Genomic DNA, 18,930 nt, shown 5'->3' on the forward strand with positions numbered 1-18,930 from the left:
GGACGTTAGACGCTGATGTGGCCCGCTGCCCCTGAGTTCCCGCTCGGCGGGAATCAGCCATCCACGATCACGACGTGCAGATTTCGCGGACCGTGTACACCTTCGACGCGTTCGAGTTCGATGTCGGAGGTTGCCGACGGGCCGCTGATCATGGTGGTGGGACGCTGCGGCGTCAGCCGCGCAATCGCCTCCGGCACTCCCACTTCCACACTGCTGCGATACACGACGCAGATGTGTGTGTCCGGTACCAGCGTCAACGCACGGCGCCCCTGCGATGGACCGGCGTCGAGGAAGATGGTGCCGGTCTCGGCGCACGCTACCTTCGAGCCGGTGACAACGGCGTCGAGGTTCTCGAGTTCGGGAGCCGGTACGTCCGGGCTGTCCACCACCAGCGTTCCGTCGAACCCGGCTACCCATGATCGGTCGAGGCCGGCGGGGATCCCCAGAGTGTTCAGTCCGTGCTGTCTCAGTATTCCGGCGACGGCATCGGCGATTTCTGTTGCAGCGCAATGGTGAACGTGCGCCTTGTAGTCCTCGAGGCGGTCGACGAACAAATCGATGAGCTCCCCGTCTGGCATGGTTCTGCCAGTCCGGTAGTTTCGCGGTATCTCGCCTTCACCGGCGGGCGCCAAGGTGATGGCATCACGAATGCGTCCGAGCACCACGTCACGTGAATTCATCTGTCTGCCTTCCCGTCACGACGAGCCTCGTCCAATGCCTCGCGGCCTTCGTCGGAGTCCCACCAGGATCGGAAGGTCTGCTTGGGTGGAGCGGGAATGTCTCTGGCAGCTGTCCAACCGTTCAGTGGAGGGGGCAACGTGGAGATCTTCCCTTTCCTGCCGGCCACGACGCGTCCGAGCCCGGCAGCTTTCTGAGCCAGCGTCCACCTGCCCTCGGTCGACATCGCCAGAGATGCGGCTTTCATCGCCAAAGACTCTGCCGTGACACCGGATTGCTCGACCTTCTGGTGCCGCAATTCGACCAGCAGCGACGGGATGTCGATCTTGACCGGGCAGGCGTCGAAGCACGCACCGCACAGACTCGAGGCAAAAGGAAGAGTCGAATTCGGATCGTCTTTGCCATGCATGCCCGCGAGCTGCGGAGTCAGTACCGCGCCGATCGGTCCCGGATAGGTGGATCCGTAGGCGTGGCCACCGGTGCGCTCGTAGACCGGGCACACGTTCAGGCACGCCGAGCACCGTATGCAGCTCAGGGCTTCCCGCCCGATCTTGTCGGCAAGCGCGGCGGTCCGGCCGTTGTCGAGGAGGACCAGGTGAAATTCCTGTGGACCGTCGTCAGGCGTCACGCCGGTCCACAGGGAGGTGTACGGGTTCATCCGCTCCCCCGTCGACGACCGCGGCAACAGTTGAAGGAAGACCTCCAGATCCTGATAGGTCGGCAGAATCTTCTCGATGCCCATGACGGTGATCAGTGTTTTCGGCAGCGTCAGGCACATTCGCCCGTTGCCCTCCGACTCCACGACGGTCAGAGTGCCCGTGTCCGCGATGCCGAAATTGGCGCCGGAGACGGCGACGGGCGTCGTCATGAACTTGTGGCGTAAGAACTTTCGTGCAGCTGCGGCAAGTTCGGCCGGGTTCTCCCCGAGGTTCGGATCGACATCTGGCATCTCACGCAGGAAAATCTCGCGAATCTCTGACCTGTTGCGATGGATCGCAGGAACCAGGATGTGCGACGGTTTGTCGTGGCCGAGCTGGACGATCAATTCCGCGAGATCGGTCTCGTAGGCGATAATTCCCTGGGTTTCGAGATGCTCGTTGAGACCGATCTCCTGCGTTGCCATCGACTTGACCTTGATGACCTCGTCGGAGCCGGTGGCTTTGACAAGCTCGGTCACAATGGCGTTGGCCTCGTTGGCATCCGCTGCCCAATGCACCTGCCCACCGCGAGCGATTACTGCAGCTTCGAACTGTTCGAGCAGTTCCGGCAACCGCGCCATGACGTCGGCCTTGATCGCCGAACCCGCATCCCGCAGCTCCTCCCAATCGGGGAGCTCTCCAGTTACGTTGATGCGCTTGGCACGGATGGTATGCGTTGCCTTGCCGATATTGCGTCGCAGTTGCGCGTTGGCCAGCTCGTGATGTGCTGCGACAGGGAACTTCTCAGTACCTCGCAGGAACCCTGCACCTTCGGGTGACCTCGGCGGAAAGCTGGGCAGACCCAGCGTCACAGCGCTCATGCGTGCACCCGGCTTTCCACCGATGCCAGAATCTCCGCGAGGTGAATGGTCTTGGCGCCCATCTGCAGTCGTGACATCCCACCGCCGATGTGCATGAGACAGGACGAATCTCCGGCGCTGCAGAACTCTGCGCCGGTGTCGGCCACATGGCGAATCTTGTCAGCCAACATGGCCGTCGACGTCTCGGCGTTCTTGATGGCAAACGTGCCGCCGAAGCCGCAGCAGGAATCTGCTTCCGGGAGTTCGACCAGATCGATGTCGCGGACGTTGCGCAGCAACTGAAGTGGTTTGTCTCCCACTCTCAACATGCGCAGTGAGTGACAGGTCGGGTGATAGGTGACCCGGTGCGGGAAGTGCGCACCCACATCGGTGACACCGAGAACGTCCACGAGGAATTCCGAAAGCTCGAACGTCTTTGCCTTCACGGTCTGCACCTGCCCACACAGCGACGCGGTGCCGTAGCGCTCGGCGACGATCTCGTGTTGATGACGGATCGAACCGACGCACGATCCCGATGGTGCGACAACGGCGTCGATCGACGCATCACCGAAAGTATCGGCGTAGTTCGCGACCAGTGGCAGCGCGCCCGGCTGGTAGCCGGTGTTGACGTGCATCTGCCCACAGCAGGTCTGCCCGGACGGAAACACGACGTCGTGCCCGAGACGGGTGAGCAGGAGGGCGGTGGCCTTGACGGCGTCGGGAAACATCGTGTCCCCGATGCAGGTGGCGAACAGCGCTACTCGCATGTGGTTCCCCGCAATCTGTCGGTGTGGTCTGACCACAGTAATACATCCCCGGACAGGCCACCCCGTAAACGGCGTCCACCCGGTTATGCTCTTGCCTCATGCCGACCGAGCCGAGCCCGCGAGCGTGGGAACAAGTACTGAGCCACCTCGAACGTCGGCTCGTTTCAGGCGAGGTGTCTCCTGGCCAGCGCCTGCCGGGAGAGAGAATTCTGGCAGCAGAGTTGGGCGTCGGACGGTCATCGGTCCGAGAAGCGTTGCGGGTCATGGAAGCACTCGGCCTCCTCAAGGCGCAGACTGGCTCCGGCCCGACGTCCGGCGCGATGATCGTGGCCAAACCGACCGGCGGCATGACCATGCTGATGCGGATGCAGGTTGCAGCACAAGGATTTCCGGTCTCGGATGTGGTGAAGACACGACTCGTTCTCGAATCCGAGGTGATGCAGTCCCTGGCATCGCGGACCCCGACGCCCGACCTCAGCACGGCCGTCGAACTGCTCGACTCGATGGATGACGTAGATCTCTCCGCCGAGGAATTCCTACTACTCGACGCGCAATTCCACGTAGCGCTCGCCGACGCGGCGGGCAATCAGGTGATCGCAGCCATGATGACCGGCCTACGAGAGTCCATCGAGGCCTACGTTCTCGCGGGCGTGCAGATCGACAGCTGGCCGAGCACCTGCATGCGACTGCGTCACGAACACCGAGGATTGGTCGATGCGGTCAACGCGGGTGACGGCGAACTCGCACGTCAGCGCATAGTCGGACACATCCGCGGTTACTACTCGGAAAGCGCTCACTCCAGCCGGTGACAGGGGGTGGTAATTGCACCCCCAGAAGTCGTGTACTGTTGGTTTCACACCGACGCGGGGTGGAGCAGCTCGGTAGCTCGCTGGGCTCATAACCCAGAGGTCGCAGGTTCAAATCCTGTCCCCGCTACAAAGAAGAGGCCCGTAGGTTGCGAAAGCTACCTACGGGCCTTTTGCTGTGCACCTTTATTAACCGCCGGGGGTTAATAAAGGCGCACAGCAGTAGCTCACACCGCCACGTTGTGAAAATCGATCTCTGCGGCCAGCATGCCGGAGAACCACCGATCCAGGTCCTCGTCGGTGACGGACTCGGGCATGGCGTCCACCTCGCACGCCAGCACCGCCACCTGAGACACGAACGGCGGAGCGACATGCATGTCTACCCAGTCCTGCAACGCTGGTTCGCGCTGTACGTTCACTGCCGCCGCCTCCCGGCACCACGACAGATACAGGGTTTCCGCGGCGTACATGCCCACCAGGGCCGCCGCCCTGCCCTCTTCGCCAGCGAGGGTCAAGGCATGCGTCGACAGCACAGACGACTCCTCGACCAGAGCCGCTGCGTCCCCCGCGTACGGGAAGCGGGAACGCAACTGCGCGAAATACTCGCGCTGTTCGCCCACCAGGTTCGACATCGACGTCACGTGGTCGAGCGCGTCGTCGAGCGTCGGGGATTCGGCGACCACCAACCCCAACACCTTGACGGCCGTCAGTACGAATGCCTCTTCGATCACGAGGTACCGGCGGAATCCCTCATCACTCAACGTCCCGCCGATGGTGTCCTCGATGAATGGAACCGCCCGCGCGGCAGCGAGATTACTCTGCTGCCGCGCGAGCAGGTCTGAGGAGCGACTCATTCGCCGGCGACCCAACTGATCAAGCCGTCGAACAGGTCGGTGTATCCAGGCCACTGCTCACAGAACTCCGGCGGAGCCCAGTGCGGCGAGCAGTCCGAGGTGAAGACGATCGACCGTCCGGCGCCGTATTCACCGGCAGCGACAAGCGGATCGCCGTTGATGGTGGCAGGAACCACGGCACCGTCCTTCGCGACGACGCGGTTGTATCCCAGGAGCGCCGGCCAGGAATCGCCGGCACCACCGAGAGCCGGGTGAGCAGCATCGACGACGGTGGGAACGATCCCGGCCGGTGTCTCGACGCGATCGTCTTCGGCCAGCATCGTCACGGGTAGTACCTCGGCGATCGCGGTCTGGCGGAAAGCTGCTCGCGCCTGGAACCCGGAGAACGAGAGGTAGCCACCGATCATCATCAGTGAGCCGCCGGCGTTCACCCAGTCACGAAGCGCGACAAGGCGATCCTCCCCGGCGCGGAACTGGTCGAAGACACCGGGAGCCAACTGCAGCGAGTTCGCTCCGATGTCGGAGAGAACGACGACGTCGAACTGGGACAACGCTTCTGCGGTACCGGGGAACTGCGTCGGCACCAGGTGTGCGGGCATGTGTGTCACGTCGTGGCCACGTGAGGTGAGCGCATCCCGAAGCGGACCGACTCCCTCGACGTAGGAATGGACACTGAACTCGTCGACGCCCTTGACGTGCGTCGACGTCGTCATCCAGCTCTCGCCGGCGATCAGTACTCGTTTACCCATGACTGCTTCTGTTTCCTTTCGCGGCCTGCTCGAAGAGCGACCTCGGGTTGTCTCGCATCAGTGCGGACACTTGCTGGGGATCTACGCCTGCGCGCACCAACCGGGCGGCGAAGGCGAGTGGTACGTAGGAGAATCCGTTTCCGCCGTGCTTTCTGAGCATTGATTTGAGGAAGAGGTCGTGACTGAGCAGGAGCTGTGATGCGTGACCGGAGGTGACCAATCCGGCTACCGCAGTGGCTGTTTCCGCCGGATGCGGCGAAAGACCCTCGCCGGGGAAATCGAAAGGCATCCCGATCATGTCGAACTCGAGAAAGACACCGCGGTCGGCGAGCGATCGTTGGTAGTCGGCGTCGTGTCCGGACGGGTCCATGTGGCACAGGACCACTGCTTGCGGATCGACGCCCATCTCGTCGACCACGATGTCGACGACGTGATGTCCGACGCGCTGCCATCCCGGAAGGTGGACGAACAGGGGCACGTCCACCTCGCGCTGGGCGATGCATGCCGCCCTCAACGCTTTCGCCTCGTTCTGAGTGAAGAGCGGAGAGACTCCGATCTCCCCGATCACGCCAGGAGCCAATTCCTTTGCCGGATCGAACTCCTCGACGAGCGAACCGGCCAGATCGTCGACACCGAGTTCGTGCACCTCGACCGGATGGGTCGTCTCGAGGTACCACCCTGAACCCATGATCACTCGCACGTCTGACTTTCGCGAGAACTCCGCCAACTTCTCCGGTGCCCGGCCCAGTCCCGGCGGTGTCAGATCAACGATCGTCCGACCACCGAGGCGGGCGAAGTCCACAAGGTCTTCCACCACGGCCGCTGCGTCGTCGACTCGACAATTGTCGAGACTGTAATACGGATTGTCGTGAAGAAGCCAGGCATCCTCGGCGCGTACCGGACCGGCCAACCGCTGTGCTACAACCGGATCCGGGGCCTCGGTGTACGCACCGGTGACATCGTTGTGCAGATGTTCGTGTGGGAGAACCAGTCCGAGTTCCGAGCTGTCCACAGTTCCCGTGACAGTACGAACCTTGCTCATGAGCGTGCAGGCCCCGAGGGTGCGGACTGCAGGTGTCGCCACAGCGCGCTCAGGGTGTGTCCCCGCATGTTGATCCAGATGGCCAGTAGCAGAACGACACCGGTGATGATCGGTGTCAAGAACGGGCTCACACCGAGCAGGGTCAATCCGTTGGCGATGATTCCGGTCAGGACGGCGCCGATGACGGTACCGATCACGGTGCCGCGACCGCCGAAGAGGTTGGTACCACCGAGAACCACCGCGGTGATCACCGTGAGCTCGAATCCCGTTGCGGAGTTGGCCGAACCCGAGCCCAGTCGAGCCGCGATCAGCAGTCCCGCGATACCGGCAGCCAAGCCGGTGAAGACGAGCGTCATCATGAGCACACGACGCGTGTTGACGCCGGACCGTCGCACGGATTCGACGTTGGATCCGATACCGGTGACGTAGCGCCCGAAGCGCATGCGGTTGAGCGCAATTGCTCCGATGACCACGACTACGAGAGCAATCCAGGCGCTGGCGGAGAACCCGAGGAACTCAGCAGTTCCGAGCTTCGCGAAGTAAGTGTCGGCCGGAACCGGAACGGAGAATCCTTCGGTCCGATACAGCGCGATACCGCGAATGACGGACATCGTCGCCAGAGTCACGATGAACGGCGGAATGCCCTGATAGGCAGCGAGCCATCCGTTGACCAGGCCCCAGGCCGCACCCATCACCGGGGCGGCGACGAAGACCAGGGACGAATCGACGCCGGCCTGGATAAGCTCGGCACTCATCGCCGCGACGAACGCGACGATCGCACCGACGGACAGGTCGATCTGACCTGCCGTGATCACGAAAGTCATCGCCACCGCGATGATCAGAACCGGAGCGATCTGGGTTGCCAGGTTCGACAGGTTCGTGAATGTCAGGAACGACGACGTGGTCGCCGAGAAGACGGCTGCGACAGCAACTGTCACCGCCAGCATCGCGAGGGTGGGCTTGTTGACGCTGTCCCACAAAGAGGGTTTCGCGGCGAGCTTGCGCTCGATCGGCGCCTGGGTCTTCTCGAGAGTGGTCATGCCGTGGCTCCCTGTGTTGCTGCCGATGTCCGTTGCGGCACCGGAGTTCGAGTGATGAGTCCGACGAGGGACTCGATGTTCAGGTCGCCGATCGGAACGTCGTCGACGCTCTGCCCCTCGTACATGACCGTGATTCGGTCACATACGCGGAACAGGTCCTGCAGGCGGTGTGTCACGAGAATGACGCCCACTCCGGCCGCTGCGACGTCCGTGATCAGCTTGAGCACCGACTCGACCTCGGCGACGGCAAGCGCTGCGGTGGGCTCGTCGAGGATCCGTACGTCTGGCCGAAAGGAAACAGCGCGGGCGATCGCGACGGTTTGTCGCTGCCCGCCGGACAATTGCCCGATCTCCTGGTAGGTCGACTTCACCTTGACATGAAGGTCGGCGAGAATGTGAGCCGCCTTCTCGTGCATGGCATGCCGGTCGAGGAATGGACCTTTTCGCGGTTCTCTGCCGAGGAACAGGTTGCTCGCGACATCGAGCGTGTCGCACAGCGCCAGGTCCTGGTAGACGATGCCGATCTTCTTCTGCTGCGCGTCGAGCGGCGTCGAGAAGCGCACTGGTTCACCGTTGACGCGCATTTCGCCGCCGTCGTGCTGGACGGCGCCCGCGAGGATCTTCATCAGGGTGGACTTGCCGGCGCCGTTGTCGCCGACGACTCCGAGTACTTCACCCTTCGCCAGCCGAAGGTCAACTCCTTGAAGGGACTTCACCGGTCCGTACGACTTGGTGATGCCCGAGAGTTCGATCAGTGGAGGTGCCATGATTACTTCTCCAAGTAGTACATGTAGTCGGCTACGTTCTCCGGGGTCACGATCTGGGTGGGGACGGGGATGTTCGCCGGAGCGCCGCGACCACAAGCCAGGTCGATTGCCGAATTCATTGCCTCGTGGCCGAATTCGAAGGTGTTCTGCTGGACCACGCCTTTAAGCCAACCGGCTTTGAGTCCGCCTACCGCCTGATCCGAAAGATCCCAACCGACTGCTTCGATGCGATCCTGCGCCTTCTGACTGTTGACCGCCGCAACGAGTCCGATCAAAGCCGGCTCACCGGTTGCGTAGACGTACTTCATGTCGCCACCGCCGGTCAGCAGGTTCTCCGCTGCGGTCTGTGCGTTCTCCTGAATGTTACGTCCGTCCACGACGGTGCCGACGGTCATTCCGCGGCCGGTCACGGTCTCCGTGAAGCCCTTCTGCCGCTCCAACTGGACAGTGCTGTTGAGCGCGCCGACGATACCGACCGTTCCGGTGTTGTTCGCGACGTCGGCCAAGGTGTTTCCGATCTTGGCACCGCCCTCGGCATTGGCCGTACCGACCTGAGTCGACAGTGCCGGATCGTCGATTGTCGCGTCGACCGCAACGACGGGGATGCCCGCGTTCTTGGCCTTGACCACCGACGGCTTGATTCCGTCCGTGTCGATTGCATCGACGATGATCGCGTCGACTCCGGCGGCGATCAGATTGTCGAAGGCGTTGGCCTGCGCCACGGAATCGTCGTTGCCACTGATGATCTGCAGGTCGACACCTGCCTTGTCCGCGACGTTCTTGGCGGCATTGTTGATCTGGTTGAAGTACAGCGCCTGAAGGTTGATGGTCACCAGACCGACCTTGAGCTTACCGTTCGTCCCGTCACAGCTTTCGGCGACTCGGGTCGGCTGCGGGATGGACGAGCCACCCGATGCGTCCTTCGAGTCACTCGACGAAGCCGAGTCACAAGCGGTGAGCGTGAGCGCGACTGCAGCTCCCAGCGCCAGAGGCAATGCACGTTTCATCATCGAGTCTCCAAAAGGGTGTGAGGGGTCAATGTTGCTGTGAAGCTGTCCAATTCATCTCGGGTGGGGCATCCACGGGGTCCGGCAGTGGCGCAAGCCAAGGCAGCCGAGGCTCCCGCGAGTCGTGCAGCGTCCACCGGTGAGCGCCCGGCGTCGACAAAAGCGATGTACGTACCGCCGAAGCAATCACCGGCCCCGACGGCATCAACGACGTCGACCACTACTGCCGGTTCGCTCGTCACCTCGCCGCCCGGTGTGGCCAGTGTCCAACCTCGCGAGCCATCGGTCACCAGCAGGTGTGTGTTGTGCTCGGCGGCCAGTGCCTGCCACTGATCGAAACCGATCCCGAACTCGCCTTCCCACAGGGCACGCCCTACGACGACGTGGTCAGCGAGCGCGAATGCGCGCAGTGCCGCGGCTTTGTTTTCACAACCGTCCAGATCGATTACCAGACTTACGCTTCCCGGCAATCCCTCTGGCAGGAAGCCCGCACGGTATCCGTCGAGGAACAGCCGTCCACCACCGGCAGCAGCCAATCGGGTGATGACAACTCCGATTCGTTCGGCATCGTTCGGGTCGTCTTGACTGATGATGGAGCGATCGCCGTCCTGCGCGATGAGTACAACTGCCGTTGACAGGAACGCATCTCGCGGCGACCAACTGGTGTCGACGCCGTCAGCCTCGAGGGCTTCGAGAAACTCGGTGGATCGCGCGTCCGGGCCCACGGCACCGGCAAAGATCACCTGCGCGCCCATTCGGGCTGCGGATACCGCAGCATTTGCATTCATTCCACCGTCGATCTGACTGATGGCCGTTGCCTGCACGCGCTCTCCGAGCACCGGCACATGTGGAACATGTACCGTCACATCGTTGTTGGCGTATCCACAAAAGACAATCATGGTTACTTTCCTGCGGCCCGGGACACTTCGCGGACCTTCTCGCCTGCGACCCGTCCCCACCAGCGTCCATTGTCCTTGACCGAGGATGCAACTATGGCGCCGTCGCATTCTTTCATCAGCGCTGCGACATTGGCAGCCGTGATGCCGGATCCGATGATCACGGGAAGAACGGTGTTGTCTCGGATCACGGAAACCTCGTCGACCGAAGCGGCGTCACCGGTGCGCGAACCGGTCGCGATCAGGACATCTGCATCGAAGAACTCGGCGTCTTCGGTCTGTTCCGCGACGGTGCGGTCCGCAACAATGGCATGCGCACCATGCTTGACGTGCACGTCAGCGAAGATCCGGACCGGGTCGGCGCCGATGCGATGGCGAAAGCGCGTCGTCTTGGCCGCCTGACCCTCGATGAAGCCCTCATTGGCAATGTAGGCATTGGCCCACTGATTGACGCGCACAAAACTCGCGCCTGCCGCCCACGCCGCGGCCACTCCGCACTCGCCGGCGTTGGACAGGATGCTGACGCCGACGGCCTTGCCGAACTCGCCGACCACCGCTGCCGTGATGACTCCCATGCTGGCGGCGGTTTCGTATCCGTGTTCGCCGGGCTTGAGGAACGGTATGTCCCAGTGATTTTCGACGATCACACCGTCGAAACCGTTGTCGACGTACGCGTGCGCTTCCTCCACAGCGAAGCGAGCAATTTCCGAAACCGGCTGCCCGGTGTAGTGCGGGCTGCCCGGCAGAGCAGGGAGGTGGACGGCCCCGATGAGAGAAGGCGTGCCGGTGAACATCTCTGCCAACGCCGAGGGCTTGGGCGGAAAGACTCCGAGCGGTGATGCGGTCACTTCAGCTACCCCATTCCATGCGCAAGATTTGCGCTGTATGTCCATGCACAAAATCTGCACACGATGTAATCGATTGCCTTGATGAATTAGCAGGTTATGCGATCAACACCGGGTTGTGTCAAGGATTTCACAATTCGAATTTGTAAACGATTGCCTCAATCGCGTTACATGCGGGACACTGGACCGTGCGGTTCGATAACTTCGGACCCGAATCGAGCAGAAAACGGGGGACGCATGCGCAAGGCGACCATTCGCGATGTCGCGGAACTGGCCGGGGTCTCGACTGCCACCGTGTCGCGGGCACTGTCCGGATCCCGCCCTGTCTCGGACGAGCTTGCAGCGACGATCAAACGAGCCGCGGATTCTCTCGGATACTCGGGAAACATCATCGCCAGCTCACTGCGTCGTAATCGGACGGACACTGTCGGCATGGTGGTTCCCAGTATCGCGAATCCCTTCTTCACTTCGCTGGTGGTCAATGTCGAACACGTCCTGGCTCAGCGCGGCCTACAACTGTTCCTGTGCGATTCTCGTTCCGATCCCGACGTGGAAGCGCAGCGGCTCAAGTCGCTCGTCTCGCGGCAGGTGGACGGAATCATCATCAGCCCGTGCCACGGCGAATTGAGTGCCGAAGCAGTACGAGCCAGCGCAGCAACGCTTCCGGTCGTTCAACTGGACCGGTTTGCAATGGATACCCAGACGGACTGGGTCGGTGTCGACGACGACGCCGCTCAATCACTCGTGATGGAGCATCTGTCCGAGCGCGGCGCGCGATCGGCTGCCTTCATCAGTTCCGAGCTGACCAATTCGTCGACCGAACTTCGCCGGGCCGGATTCTTCCGCCATGCGGATCGAATGGGAATCGAAACTCGTGACGAGTGGACACAACTCGGCGAGTATTCGATCGAATGGGGACGCACGGCGTCCAACACCATCCTGACCGGCAAGACTCGCCCCGACGCCTTGGTCTGCGCCGACGACCTGATCGCGCTCGGTGTGCTGCAGACCTGCCACGCATTGGGCATCGACGTCCCCGGCGACGTTCTGGTCACCGGTTTCGATAACATCCCCTTCTCCGAACTGTGCAATCCGCCGTTGACCACGGTCGGACAGCCGCAGGAGAGAATCGCGGAAGAAGCTGTGCGACTTCTGGATCAGGCGATGAACAACTCTTCCGAGTCGACAGCCCACATTGCGCTTGCTCCTGAACTGATTGTCCGTCAGTCCACCGTCGGCCAAGCAGCAGCCACGGCACCGTAGGCAGCGATCGCATCGTCCAGTTCGGACACCTTGACGCTTTCGTTGGCCGCATGCATCAACGAGGGAGTGCCAGGGCCCCAGATCACGACGGGAGCGCCGGGGGCGGCCGCTGCCAGCACCGAAGCGTCGGTGAAGTACGAAACCGGTTCGGTTGCAACAGAGATCGGCAAGGTAGCCAACCACGGATCCGACGCGTCGGTACGCACACCTCCCAGGTGAATCGACGTCTCCACCGAGTCGACTTCCGGTTGGGCGCGCCACCATGCAAGCAGGTCTGCGCCGTCTCCCACCGTGCGGTGATCGATCACTGCACGTGCATTGTCCGGCACGATGTTCGGAGCCGAACCGCCGCCGACCAAACCGAGGTTCCAGGTTTCGGCGCCCAGAAACGCGTCGGACGACAGCGGAAGCTCACGCCGAGCTCGATCGACGACGTCAAGCAGTTTGAGGACAGCGTTAGTTCCTCGCTGCGGCGTACTCCCGTGCGCGGCTTTTCCTTTGACGGACACTTCGAGCCACAGTGCACCGCGGTGCCCCAGGTTGATGCGATTGCCGGTCGCCTCGGGAACGATGACAGCCCCGACCTCGAGATTCGCCACGGCGTCGGCCGAACGAGCGGCCCCGAGCGATCCGATTTCCTCGTCGCTCGTCAGCAGTAGTGCGACCGGAACTCCACGTTCGAAAGCGTCGACAACCGCGGCAGTAGCGGCAACAAGGCCGGCCTTCATATCCGATGTCCCTCTGCCGAGGAACAATTCGCCGTCGACCTGTGCGGCGTACGGGTCGAACTCCCAGTCGGAGACAGTTCCCACTGGCACCGTGTCCACGTGGCAGGCGAACAATAGTCTTGCTGCCGAGGGTGCAGCTTCGTTGGTGATCAAGGCCCAGGGATGATTGCCGGTCAGGTCTGACTCGACCTTCGCCTGTGGCGCACGTGAGAGAACCAACGAGGCAATCGAATCCATCGCCCGCCGTTGAGGAGCGGCCTCCCCCGAGACCGTGTCGAGAGCTACCAGTTCCGAGAGAAGTCCGAGGGAATCCATGTACCTATTCTTGCACTGCCACGGATTCAGTGCGCTGCCAGCTGGGCGATGACGACGTAATTGTCGTCGGTCGACTCTCCTTCGACGACATCACAATTGGCGAGGATCAACCGTCCCGGAACCGATTCGCGCAACTCGTGAGTGCCCAGCAGCGAACCTTTGTGCAGCGGCCCGACTGTTTCGACGTCGTACTCGAGTGTGCCGTTCGGTGTAGCCAGGAGAATTCGATCGCCCGGCTCCACTACCCGGAGCGCCCGGAACGGTGCTTCGCGAGTGGTGTAGTTGTGCCCGACGACAACAACGGTCTGTGTGGTCTCCGTTCCCGGCATTCCGCTCTCGCCCCACCACACCGGCAGTTCGTCGACGGGATTGAGTTGCTGCCCACTCTCGCCGCCGCGCATCAGTTTCTCCGAGTGCAACGGACTGCTCAGGTACGTGACCCCGGACGCAGTCCTCAACTCGATCCTCTCGGGTTCTGCCGGATCGACGGTCACCGAAGCCGGTGCAGCCGCGATATGCGACTGCACCGGCGAGCGGTCAGGTAGCGATCCCGCATTCTCGCCCGAACATCCGGATGCGAGGAGGGCGAGGATCGCTACCGCCGAGAGGCCGGCGCTACGCAGACGTGTTGCCCGGGCCGTCATGACGCTTGCGACGAACAACCACCGTCGTAGCTGCTGCGGCGGCAGCGCCCACGACTCCGACGCCGATCAGTACAGCCGGCAGGTTGGAACTGCTGCTGCCGCTGGTACTGCTGCTTGCAGTGTCACCGAGAGCAAGTTCGACGGGGGGCAGGCTTCCTGCAAGTGCCGGATCGCCGTCGGCATCGGTGACGTAGTAGTCGACGACGTCGAAGGCTCCCTTGTTGTTGTAGTAGCCGACCAGCTTGACGCCGGTCTTGTTCACTACAGCGGTGGTCTCGTCGACCTTCGTGACTCCGGAGCCGTCGTCGGTGTGCTCACCGATGATCACTTCACCGCCGACGCCTGTTCCGTTGTCGATCTCCTTCTCGCCCTTTGCCTTGAGCTCGTCGACGATCTTCTGCGCTGCATCCGCTTCGGCTTTCGCGGCGGCCGCGGCGGCCTGAGCTTCCTTGGCCTTTGCTGCTGCGGCGTCGGCTGCGGCCTTCGCGTCTTCGGCGGCGAGGTAGAGATCCTGCGCCTTCTTGCTCGCCGCTTCGGCAGCTTCGGCCTTCTTGGCGGCTTCGGCAGCCTTTTCGTCGGCAATGGCTCGCTTGTCGGTGGCAGCCTCGCCCGCAGCATCGGCTTCGGCCTGGGCCGTCTCCGCGGCCTTCTGCGCAGCGTCGGCGTCCTTCTGTGCGGAAGCCGCAGTAGCCGCCGCTTCATCTGCGGCCTTACGGGCGGCGGTAGCAGCTTCTACCTCGGTGGCAGCTGCGGACTCGGCTGCCTTGGCCGTGGTTTCAGCGGCGGTGGCCACCTTCTGAGTTTCCTTGACGGTGATCGCGAGCTGCTTGGCGTTCCATGCGGCGGCCAGCGCCTGAGCCTTAGCGACGGCTGCCTTCGCGAAATCCCAGTTCTTGAAGGCTTCCTCGGCTTCCTTGTTCTTGTCCGCAACCAGCTTGGCGTTTGCATCCGCGGCAGCCTTCGCCTCATCGGCTTTGGCTTGCAGAGCATTAGCCTCGGCGCGCGCCTTTGCTGCCTCTTCGGTCTTGGGCCCCGAACCGGCGGCCTTCGCAGCTTCCTCGAGTTCGGCAGCCTTGGCTGCGGCCGCGTCTGCTTCTGCCTGAGCTGTTTTTGCTACCTCTTTCGCATCGGCCGCCGCGGACTCCGCAACCTTGGCTGCCTCTTCAGCTTCCTTGGCAGACTGTTCCGCGGCCCCTGCCTCCGCCTTGGCCTTGGTCGATTCGACCGCCGCCTTGGTTGCCTCGACGCTCGCCTGAGTCATTGCCTCGGTCGCCTTCACCGAAGTGTCTGTCGCTGCGGACGAGTCGACCCCTGCCGTCGCGGCTGCTTCGGCGGCCTTCGCTGCCGCGTCGGCTGCTGCTTTGGCTTTTGCTTCGGCTTCCGCCAGTGCTGCGGCGTCCGTACCTGCGGTTTCGGCACTGCCCGCGCCCGCGACCCCGGCTTCAACCTTCTCGGGTGTGGTCTCGGTGCTCGTCGCCGCGTCGGCGTCGGTGGTGGCAGCTGCCTCTTCCTCTGCGCAGGTCACCAGCGGATCGGTACTCGGAGTACACACGGTTTCGGGCTCTGCCGATGCAATTCCTGTGCCGCCCACCGCCAATCCGAGAGCTAGTACGGCACCGGCGGCCGCAGAGCGGACCCTCCGAGAATGGGCGATGGACTTCTCCGACATAGCGCTCAACCTTTCGGCCTTCTTTACGAAGACGGCAATTCCGGCGTGGACAGCCTTTACTTCGTCGGCTGAGTTCCAGACGTTACGACCGGTCGGTCCGAAAAATTGAAAGCTTATGTTCGAGACGCAGGAATCAGGACCGCGGAACGCGCCCCATCAGGTAGAACTCCGGGTTGGGCAGCATGCCGGAGAAGCTCGCCATGCGATTGCTGAGCCCGAAGAATGCAGTGATCGCGGCGATGTCCCACGCGTCCTCGTCGCCGAAGCCGTGCTCACGGAGGGCGTCGAAGTCGGCGTCGGCGATTTCGTGTGAGGCGGAGTTCACCTTGGTGGCGAAGTCGAGCATCGCGCGCTGACGATCGGAGATCTCTGCGGTGCGATAGTTGACCGCAACCTGGTCGGCAACCAGCGGCTTCTTCTCGTAGATACGCAGAATCGCGCCGTGCGCGACAACGCAGTACGTACATTTGTTGGCCGCAGAGATCGTGGTGACGATCATTTCTCGATCGCCCTTGGTGAGTGCGGAATCTTCCTTGAGCATGATCGCGTCGTGGTATGCGAAGAATGCCCGGAACTCGGCTGGCCGCCGAGCGAACATCAGGAAGACGTTGGGCACGAACCCTGACTTCTCCTGGATCTCGAGAATCCTGGCGGCGATGTCCTCGGGCACCTCGGTCAATTCAGCCTGCGGAAAACGGGTGCTCACTGCGCCTCCTGGTCAACCATCGATGTTCGATTCAAGATAATGATGATTAACTGAGTTGTCCAGATGCATTTCCTGCCCTACTTTTTCGGGCACGGATAGTCGGGTACGGCCCAAGTGATCTGCGTAGCGTAAAACCCGTGAACAGGAAGACACGATGATCGACGGACTGAACCGCGCGCTCGACTACATCGAAAGCAATCTGAGCGGCGAGATCGACACAGCCGAGATGGCAAGGCTGGCAACCACCTCGGAGTATCACTTTCGGCGGATGTTCTCGGCACTGGCCGGCATTCCCGTATCCGAATACATCCGTCGACGTCGACTCACCCTGGCCGGTGCCGAGTTGTCCGTCAGCAGATCAGGAGTGTTGGAGACCGCCGTGAAGTACGGCTACTCGTCCGCGGAAGCCTTCACACGAGCGTTCACCGCATTTCACGGCGTGAGCCCCGGCGCGGTCAAACGCGCTCCCGCCGTTCTCAAATCACAACCGAAACTTGTCATTCACGTGACGTTGGAAGGAGCCACACCGATGGACTACATGCTTGTGGACAAACCTGCCCTGACGGTAGTCGGGTTCAAGACCCGGGTTCCACTGGTTCACGAAGGTCCCAATTCTGCGATCGAAGATTTCACCCGCTCCGTGGACAAGGTTGCGCTGCGCGGTTTGCGCGAGCTGTCCGATCAGGAACCGGCGGGAATCGTCAGTGTCGTCGACAATTTGGCGCATCCCAGAACCGAAGGTACAGAACTGGATTACTACCTGGGAGTGGTCACCGGCAAACCTTCACCCACGGGTTTCGATGTGCTGACGGTCGACGCACACACGTGGGCCGTGTTCACCGCCGACGGGTCGGCAATCGAATCCGTGCAGTACTTGTGGCGAGATATCTACACGGAATGGTTCCCGGCCAACCCTTTTCGCTCCGTACCTGGTCCCGAGATCATGCGTACCGAATACAACGACGATTTCACCGTCGCGCGGTTCGAGCTCTGGATTCCGGTCGAGAGCGAGCTGAACGACGTCGGGGCGTAAAACAGCCGCCGGGTCGGATGGAAGTCACGACCCGGCGGCTGAGCCATCAGATGAAACGGACTGTCAAAGAATCAGTTTCGCTCCGGTAGCGGCAACCACGTCGTCGACGCTGATGCCCGGCGCCGTCTCCACCAGGCAGAGACCGTCGTCAGTCACGTCGATCACGGCCATGTCGGTGATGATTCGCTGGACGCAGCCCTTACCGGTCAGCGGAAGCGAGCACTCCTCGACGATCTTGTGCTCACCCTTCTTCGAGACGTGCTCCATCATCACGATGACGCGCTTTGCGCCGTGGACCAGATCCATCGCGCCGCCCATGCCTTTGACCATGTGGCCGGGGATCATCCAGTTCGCGAGGTCTCCGGTGGCACTGACCTGCATGGCACCGAGCACGGCAACGTCGACCTGGCCGCCGCGGATCATGCCGAACGACGCTGAGGAGTCGAAGAACGACGCACCGGGGAGAACGGTGATGGTCTCCTTGCCCGCATTGATCAGCTCGGGATCGAGTTCGTCCTCGGTCGGGTACGGCCCAACACCCAGAACGCCGTTCTCCGAGTGCAATACAACGGTGATGTCGGTCGGGAGGTAGTTCGGAACCAGCGTCGGCATACCGATGCCGAGGTTCACGTACTGCCCGTCCTCGAGTTCGCGCGCGACGCGGGCCGCCATCTCTTCGCGGGTGAGTTTGATGGGTAGTACAGAAGTCATGCTCGTACCGTCCGATTCTCGATGCCGACCGTCACGGGGCCGACGTGGACAACACGCTGAACGTGAATGCCCGGCGTGTGGATCTCGGCGGGGTCGAGCTCACCCGGCTCGACGAGGTGCTCGACCTGCGCAATGGTGATGCGCCCCGACGTTGCTGCAGCCGGATTGAAGTTCTGGGTACTCGCGCGGTAGACGAGGTTGCCGTGCCGGTCACCTTTCCAGGCATGGACCAGTGCATAGTCGGCGACGATGCCGCGCTCCATCACGTAGGTGACGCCGTCGAAGTCACGAGTTTCCTTGGGCGGACTGGCAACTGCGATGCCGCCGTTGCCGTCGTAACACAGTGGCAGGCCGCCGTCGGCGACCTGGGTGCCGACGCCGGCAGGGGTGAAGAACGCGGGGATGCCCGCTCCCCCGGCGCGCATGCGCTCGGCGAGCGTGCCCTGCGGCGTGAGTTCGACTTCCAGCTCACCGGAAAGGTACTGACGCGCGAACTCCTTGTTGGAGCCGACGTACGAGCTGACAGTGCGACGGATACGCCCCTTCTCCAGAAGCACTCCGAGCCCGAACCCGTCGGTGCCGCAGTTGTTGCTCACCGTTTCGAGTGATGTCGCGCCCTGCTCGAGGAGCGCATCGATGAGGATTTCCGGCACTCCGACGAGCCCGAAACCTCCGACAGCGATCGTGACGCCGTCCGGCACGTCGGCGACGGCCTCGGCAGCAGTGGGAATGACTTTGTCCATCATGTCGATCACAGTAGCGCGGTGCGTACGTATTGTGAACCCCCGTGCGCATCACGAACATTTTTCGCCCCCGGCATTGCCTGGGTCACATCTACGAACTATTCTGTTCGCAGAGCGCAACACATGTACACATTGCGAACAACTTCACGTAACCGAACGACGAGGTTCC

The 18,930-nt window shown here is 62.4% G+C and carries 20 protein-coding genes and 1 tRNA gene; 4 read left to right on the forward strand and 17 right to left on the reverse strand.

From position 1 onward, the window contains the following. Positions 1-53: 53 nt before the first annotated feature. The 3 genes from QMA15_RS07825 to QMA15_RS07835 are packed head-to-tail and all read right to left on the reverse strand — an operon-like array spanning position 54 to position 2,943. Positions 54-680, reverse strand: coding sequence for an LUD domain-containing protein (locus QMA15_RS07825; protein WP_069145542.1), 627 nt, complete (start codon positions 678-680; stop codon positions 54-56). Beyond that, complete coding sequence (locus QMA15_RS07830) at positions 677-2,197, reverse strand: LutB/LldF family L-lactate oxidation iron-sulfur protein (RefSeq protein WP_020909268.1); 1,521 nt, start codon at positions 2,195-2,197, stop codon at positions 677-679. Before QMA15_RS07830 ends, QMA15_RS07825 begins: the two co-directional genes overlap by 4 nt. Continuing rightward, the gene (locus tag QMA15_RS07835) at positions 2,194-2,943 is read right to left on the reverse strand and encodes a (Fe-S)-binding protein (RefSeq protein WP_020909269.1); all 750 of its coding nucleotides are present in this window, start codon (positions 2,941-2,943) and stop codon (positions 2,194-2,196) included. The genes QMA15_RS07830 and QMA15_RS07835 overlap by 4 nt, the downstream gene beginning before the upstream one ends. 98 nt (positions 2,944-3,041) lie before the next feature. On the opposite strand from QMA15_RS07835, the gene QMA15_RS07840 reads away from it, so the two are divergent. Both QMA15_RS07840 and QMA15_RS07845 read left to right on the forward strand, forming a co-directional pair. Next, positions 3,042-3,752, forward strand: coding sequence for an FCD domain-containing protein (locus QMA15_RS07840; RefSeq protein ID WP_029256358.1), 711 nt, complete (start codon positions 3,042-3,044; stop codon positions 3,750-3,752). Positions 3,753-3,805: 53 nt separating this feature from the next. Then, positions 3,806-3,879: transfer RNA gene (locus QMA15_RS07845), tRNA-Met, on the forward strand. 97 nt (positions 3,880-3,976) lie between these two features. Here the strand turns inward: QMA15_RS07845 and QMA15_RS07850 are convergent. Genes QMA15_RS07850 through QMA15_RS07885 form a run of 8 tightly spaced genes read right to left on the reverse strand, consistent with a single transcriptional unit; the run spans position 3,977 to position 10,952 of the window. Beyond that, entirely contained in the window at positions 3,977-4,603 is a 627-nt protein-coding gene (locus tag QMA15_RS07850; protein ID WP_029256359.1) for a TenA family protein, read from the reverse strand. Beyond that, positions 4,600-5,352: a glutamine amidotransferase gene (locus tag QMA15_RS07855; protein ID WP_003939869.1), complete on the reverse strand. Its 753-nt coding sequence runs from the start codon at positions 5,350-5,352 to the stop codon at positions 4,600-4,602. Before QMA15_RS07855 ends, QMA15_RS07850 begins: the two co-directional genes overlap by 4 nt. Beyond that, on the reverse strand, positions 5,345-6,394 hold the full coding sequence (locus QMA15_RS07860) for a phosphotriesterase (protein WP_003940279.1): 1,050 nt from the start codon (positions 6,392-6,394) through the stop codon (positions 5,345-5,347). Before QMA15_RS07860 ends, QMA15_RS07855 begins: the two co-directional genes overlap by 8 nt. Then, positions 6,391-7,434, reverse strand: a complete 1,044-nt coding sequence (locus QMA15_RS07865; protein WP_003939698.1) for an ABC transporter permease — start codon at positions 7,432-7,434, stop codon at positions 6,391-6,393. Before QMA15_RS07865 ends, QMA15_RS07860 begins: the two co-directional genes overlap by 4 nt. After that, positions 7,431-8,201, reverse strand: a complete 771-nt coding sequence (locus QMA15_RS07870) for an ATP-binding cassette domain-containing protein (protein ID WP_290283829.1) — start codon at positions 8,199-8,201, stop codon at positions 7,431-7,433. Before QMA15_RS07870 ends, QMA15_RS07865 begins: the two co-directional genes overlap by 4 nt. A gap of 2 nt (positions 8,202-8,203) precedes the next feature. After that, positions 8,204-9,211, reverse strand: a complete 1,008-nt coding sequence (locus QMA15_RS07875) for a substrate-binding domain-containing protein (protein ID WP_019745494.1) — start codon at positions 9,209-9,211, stop codon at positions 8,204-8,206. Continuing rightward, on the reverse strand, positions 9,208-10,107 hold the full coding sequence (locus QMA15_RS07880) for a PfkB family carbohydrate kinase (protein ID WP_029537090.1): 900 nt from the start codon (positions 10,105-10,107) through the stop codon (positions 9,208-9,210). Before QMA15_RS07880 ends, QMA15_RS07875 begins: the two co-directional genes overlap by 4 nt. Positions 10,108-10,109: 2 nt before the next feature. After that, on the reverse strand, positions 10,110-10,952 hold the full coding sequence (locus tag QMA15_RS07885) for a BtpA/SgcQ family protein (protein WP_069145540.1): 843 nt from the start codon (positions 10,950-10,952) through the stop codon (positions 10,110-10,112). A gap of 234 nt (positions 10,953-11,186) precedes the next feature. Here QMA15_RS07885 and QMA15_RS07890 point away from each other — a divergent pair, with 234 nt between their 5' ends. Next, a complete protein-coding gene (locus tag QMA15_RS07890) occupies positions 11,187-12,212 on the forward strand; it encodes a LacI family DNA-binding transcriptional regulator (protein ID WP_019745496.1) in 1,026 nt (341 codons plus the stop codon). Here the strand turns inward: QMA15_RS07890 and QMA15_RS07895 are convergent. From QMA15_RS07895 to QMA15_RS07910, 4 genes are all read right to left on the reverse strand, one after another. Beyond that, a complete protein-coding gene (locus QMA15_RS07895) occupies positions 12,173-13,255 on the reverse strand; it encodes a M20/M25/M40 family metallo-hydrolase (protein WP_290283830.1) in 1,083 nt (360 codons plus the stop codon). The genes QMA15_RS07890 and QMA15_RS07895 overlap by 40 nt on opposite strands. 26 nt (positions 13,256-13,281) lie before the next feature. Beyond that, positions 13,282-13,899 (reverse strand): sortase, encoded by a 618-nt coding sequence (locus QMA15_RS07900; RefSeq protein ID WP_069145538.1) that lies wholly within the window; start codon positions 13,897-13,899, stop codon positions 13,282-13,284. Continuing rightward, on the reverse strand, positions 13,871-15,568 hold the full coding sequence (locus QMA15_RS07905; RefSeq protein WP_069145537.1) for a hypothetical protein: 1,698 nt from the start codon (positions 15,566-15,568) through the stop codon (positions 13,871-13,873). The genes QMA15_RS07900 and QMA15_RS07905 overlap by 29 nt, the downstream gene beginning before the upstream one ends. Before the next feature lie 133 nt (positions 15,569-15,701). Further along, entirely contained in the window at positions 15,702-16,274 is a 573-nt protein-coding gene (locus QMA15_RS07910; protein ID WP_069145536.1) for a peroxidase-related enzyme, read from the reverse strand. 154 nt (positions 16,275-16,428) lie between these two features. Here QMA15_RS07910 and QMA15_RS07915 point away from each other — a divergent pair, with 154 nt between their 5' ends. Then, on the forward strand, positions 16,429-17,307 hold the full coding sequence (locus QMA15_RS07915; protein ID WP_019745501.1) for an AraC family transcriptional regulator: 879 nt from the start codon (positions 16,429-16,431) through the stop codon (positions 17,305-17,307). Between the two features lie 63 nt (positions 17,308-17,370). Here QMA15_RS07915 and QMA15_RS07920 read toward each other — a convergent pair whose 3' ends face one another. Both QMA15_RS07920 and QMA15_RS07925 read right to left on the reverse strand, forming a co-directional pair. Further along, the gene (locus QMA15_RS07920) at positions 17,371-18,018 is read right to left on the reverse strand and encodes a CoA transferase subunit B (RefSeq protein WP_069145535.1); all 648 of its coding nucleotides are present in this window, start codon (positions 18,016-18,018) and stop codon (positions 17,371-17,373) included. Continuing rightward, positions 18,015-18,761 (reverse strand): CoA transferase subunit A, encoded by a 747-nt coding sequence (locus QMA15_RS07925; protein WP_069145777.1) that lies wholly within the window; start codon positions 18,759-18,761, stop codon positions 18,015-18,017. The genes QMA15_RS07920 and QMA15_RS07925 overlap by 4 nt, the downstream gene beginning before the upstream one ends. Positions 18,762-18,930 lie beyond the last annotated feature (169 nt).

Origin of the sequence: Rhodococcus sp. APC 3903 (assembly GCF_030407755.1) — a bacterium.
In the GTDB taxonomy this organism is placed as follows: domain Bacteria; phylum Actinomycetota; class Actinomycetes; order Mycobacteriales; family Mycobacteriaceae; genus Rhodococcus_F; species Rhodococcus_F erythropolis.

Excerpts from the sequence above, each read along its gene's own strand:
- QMA15_RS07825 (WP_069145542.1), bottom strand. The coding sequence starts at position 680 with ATGAATTCACGTGACGTGGTGCTCGGACGCATTCGTGATGCCATCACC.
- QMA15_RS07830 (WP_020909268.1), bottom strand. The coding sequence starts at position 2,197 with ATGAGCGCTGTGACGCTGGGTCTGCCCAGCTTTCCGCCGAGGTCACCC.
- QMA15_RS07835 (WP_020909269.1), bottom strand. The coding sequence starts at position 2,943 with ATGCGAGTAGCGCTGTTCGCCACCTGCATCGGGGACACGATGTTTCCC.
- QMA15_RS07840 (WP_029256358.1), top strand. The coding sequence starts at position 3,042 with ATGCCGACCGAGCCGAGCCCGCGAGCGTGGGAACAAGTACTGAGCCAC.
- QMA15_RS07850 (WP_029256359.1), bottom strand. The coding sequence starts at position 4,603 with ATGAGTCGCTCCTCAGACCTGCTCGCGCGGCAGCAGAGTAATCTCGCT.
- QMA15_RS07855 (WP_003939869.1), bottom strand. The coding sequence starts at position 5,352 with ATGGGTAAACGAGTACTGATCGCCGGCGAGAGCTGGATGACGACGTCG.
- QMA15_RS07860 (WP_003940279.1), bottom strand. The coding sequence starts at position 6,394 with ATGAGCAAGGTTCGTACTGTCACGGGAACTGTGGACAGCTCGGAACTC.
- QMA15_RS07865 (WP_003939698.1), bottom strand. The coding sequence starts at position 7,434 with ATGACCACTCTCGAGAAGACCCAGGCGCCGATCGAGCGCAAGCTCGCC.
- QMA15_RS07870 (WP_290283829.1), bottom strand. The coding sequence starts at position 8,201 with ATGGCACCTCCACTGATCGAACTCTCGGGCATCACCAAGTCGTACGGA.
- QMA15_RS07875 (WP_019745494.1), bottom strand. The coding sequence starts at position 9,211 with ATGATGAAACGTGCATTGCCTCTGGCGCTGGGAGCTGCAGTCGCGCTC.
- QMA15_RS07880 (WP_029537090.1), bottom strand. The coding sequence starts at position 10,107 with ATGATTGTCTTTTGTGGATACGCCAACAACGATGTGACGGTACATGTT.
- QMA15_RS07890 (WP_019745496.1), top strand. The coding sequence starts at position 11,187 with ATGCGCAAGGCGACCATTCGCGATGTCGCGGAACTGGCCGGGGTCTCG.
- QMA15_RS07895 (WP_290283830.1), bottom strand. The coding sequence starts at position 13,255 with ATGGATTCCCTCGGACTTCTCTCGGAACTGGTAGCTCTCGACACGGTC.
- QMA15_RS07900 (WP_069145538.1), bottom strand. The coding sequence starts at position 13,899 with ATGACGGCCCGGGCAACACGTCTGCGTAGCGCCGGCCTCTCGGCGGTA.
- QMA15_RS07905 (WP_069145537.1), bottom strand. The coding sequence starts at position 15,568 with ATGTCGGAGAAGTCCATCGCCCATTCTCGGAGGGTCCGCTCTGCGGCC.
- QMA15_RS07915 (WP_019745501.1), top strand. The coding sequence starts at position 16,429 with ATGATCGACGGACTGAACCGCGCGCTCGACTACATCGAAAGCAATCTG.
- QMA15_RS07920 (WP_069145535.1), bottom strand. The coding sequence starts at position 18,018 with ATGACTTCTGTACTACCCATCAAACTCACCCGCGAAGAGATGGCGGCC.
- QMA15_RS07925 (WP_069145777.1), bottom strand. The coding sequence starts at position 18,761 with ATGGACAAAGTCATTCCCACTGCTGCCGAGGCCGTCGCCGACGTGCCG.